We start from the raw sequence: 2,913 nt of genomic DNA, 5'->3' as shown, positions 1-2,913 counted from the left end.
GAACGGGTCGGCGACGAACCGCTGCGCCGTCGGCCCGGTGGCACCCGCGTAGCCGTGCGCCAGACCGGCTCCGGCGAGGTACAGCTCGCCGGTCACGCCCGGCGGCACCGGCTGGAGGAACGCGTCGAGGACATAGGCCCGCCTGCCGTCCAGCGGCCCGCCGATCGGCAGCACGTCTCCGGTGTCCGCCCCCGGTTCGAGGACGAGCCACGTGGCGCACAGGGTGATCTCGGTGGGGCCGTACAGCTGACGGAACCGCACGTCCGGGCAGGCCCGCCGCATCCGCTCGACGGAGGCGAGCGGCACCGCGTCACCACCGGTCAGGATCTCCCGGAGCCCGGTGAAGGCCTCCGGCGACTCCTCGGCCACGACGCGGAAGGACCCGGCCGTCAGGTGGACGGTGGTCACGCCGCTTTCGATCGCTTCCCGCAACCGTTGCGCGTCGACCGCGCCCGGCTCCGCGACCACCACCGTGGCACCGCTCACCAGCGGCACCCAGATCTCGGCCAGCGAAGCGTCGAACGCGTGCGACGCGTGCAGCAGCACACGATCGCCGGGGCCCTGCGACCAGCCGGGGTCGCAGGCCAATGCCGCCACGCTTCCGTGCGGCACCACGACACCCTTGGGCACGCCGGTCGAGCCCGACGTGTACATCAGGTAGGCCTCGTCGTGCGCACCGACCGTGAGCGCCGGTGCCTCGTGCCGGTCCAGTGCGGCTTCCGGCGCGTCCATGACCACGGGCTCGGCCCCGTCCGGCACCGAGTTCCGGGTCTTTGCCACACAGATCGCCTTCGACGCTCCCGCGTCGGACAGCATCCGGTCGATCCGGTCCGCGGGATAGTCCGTGTTCACCGGTACCTGCGCCGCTCCCGCCTTCCAGACCGCGAGGAGGGCGACGAGCAGGTCCGCGCCGCGGTCCAGGACGACACCGACGCGGTCACCACGACGCACGCCGGTCGCGGCCAGCAGGCCGGCCAGACGGTCCGATTCGCGGTCCAGTCCGGCGTAGGACAGGCCGCGTTCCCCGTCGACCACCGCGGTCGCCTCGGGTGAAGCGGCCACCCTGCTCCGGAACGCCTCGACCACGGACGGCCCGCCGTGCGCCGCCCCGGTCGAGTTCCAGTGCTCCACCACCGTCGCGCGGGTCGCTTCGCTCGTCACGGCGAGGCGTCCGACGGGAAGCGACGCCTCCGCCGGTATCCGTTCGACGATCCGCACGACCTGCCGCGCGACCTCCGCGGCCGTCTCCCGGCCGATCCGGTCCGGCCGGTAGGAGACGTTGACCCGCAGGCGATCCCCGAGTCCGGCGTTCATGGTCAGCGGGTAGCTGGTGCCGGTCCGGGTGGTGACCGCGCTGATCTCGATCCCGCCGTCGTCGCCGAGTCCCTCGGCGGTGTGCGGGTAGTTCTCGATCATCACGATGGTGTCGAAGACCGCGCCCGCGCCCGCCGCCTTCTGGATCTCCGGCAGTCCGGGGTACTGGTGCTCGGACAGGGTCAGCTGGCGCGCCTGAAGGTCCTGGAGCGTCTCCAGCACCGACCGGCCGCCGTCGAACCGCACGCGGGCCGGGACGGTGTTGATGAACATCCCGACCACCCGCTCGACGTCCGGTACCTCGGCCGGACGCCCGGACACCACGTTCCCGAACACCACGTCGGTCCGGCCCGCCAGCCGCGCCAGCACCAAGGCCCACGCCGCCTGCAGGATCGTGCTCACCGTCAAACCGTGTCCGCGAGCGAAGCCGGCGAGTGCCCGCGTCGCCTCCTCGGACAGCGTTTCGGCGTGGTTGTCCGGCAGCACCATCGTCTTGCCCGCGTCGGCGTCCACCACGGTCGGTTCGTCCACCCCGGCGAGTTCGGACCGCCAAACCGCCCGCGTCGCCTCTTCGTCCTGCCGTCGCAGCCACGCCAGATAGTCCTGATAGGACGGTGCCGGGGGAAGGTCCTGTCCGCCCGCGTAAGCGGTCGACACCTCGCCGAGGACGAGCGGTGTCGACCAGCCGTCCAGGATCACGTGATGCGAAGTCACCACGAGGCGATGCCGGTCGGCGCCGAGGCGGATCAGCAGGAGCCGCAGCAGCGGCGCCCGGGTGACGTCGAAGCGTTCCGCCTGGTCCTGGCCGAGCAGGCGATCGACCTCCGCGGCCGCCTCCGCCTCGCCGAGCCGGGACAGATCCGTTTCACGCCAGGGAATTTCGGCCTCGCCGACGATGATCTGCACGGTTTCGCCGGAGCCCAGCTGCCGGAAACCGGCCCGGAGCGACTCGTGCCGGGCGAGCACCCGGTTCCAGGCGGCGCGCAGCCGTGCCGCGTCGAGCGGCCCGTCGAGGTCGAGGATCCGCTGGCTCTGGTAGACGTCGACGCCGCCCTCGGCGAAGGCGCGCTCGAAGAGCATGCCTTCCTGGAGCGGCGAAACCGGCCAGACGTCGGTCAATCCCGGCGCCGCGGCCTCCAGTTCCGTGACGTCCCGCTGGGTCAGAGCGACGAGTGCGAAGTCGGACGGTGTGTGTCCACCGGCTCCGGGCGCGCCGGCGTGCGTGGCGAGACCGGTCAGCATCCCGGTCCAGGCCCGGCCGACGCGCTCCACGGTGGCGGGGTCCAGGTCCCGGCCTTCCAGGACGAGCCGCAGCCGGGGGCCGTCCGGCGTGTCCTGGACGTCCGCGCCCGCCTCGAGCACGTGGACACCCTCCGGACCACCGCCGAGCGAAACGTCGGTGAGCTGCCACGCGCCGTCTTCCCCGGCGGCGTGCCCGGACCGGCCGAGATAGTTGAAGCCGATCTGCGCGGACGGCAGCGCGGCCAGGATGCCCCGGGTTCCGGGATTGAGGTGACGCAACAGTCCATGACCGGAGCCGTCGCCGGGAACGGCGCCCGTCTGTTCCTTGACCGTCTTCAGCAGTTCGCCCGCCGCCGC

At 72.5% G+C, this 2,913-nt stretch carries 1 protein-coding gene; it reads right to left on the bottom strand.

The window, feature by feature from the left end; genetic code table 11:
• A partial coding sequence (locus AVR91_RS41860; protein ID WP_228709492.1) for an AMP-binding protein occupies positions 1-2,913 on the bottom strand: 2,913 nt, incomplete at both ends.

The sequence above is a fragment of the Amycolatopsis keratiniphila subsp. keratiniphila genome (genome assembly GCF_001620365.2).
Taxonomy (GTDB): domain Bacteria; phylum Actinomycetota; class Actinomycetes; order Mycobacteriales; family Pseudonocardiaceae; genus Amycolatopsis; species Amycolatopsis keratiniphila.
The sequence above is the reverse complement of the archived record's forward strand: the minus strand, read 5'-3'. Positions and strand labels throughout refer to the sequence as shown.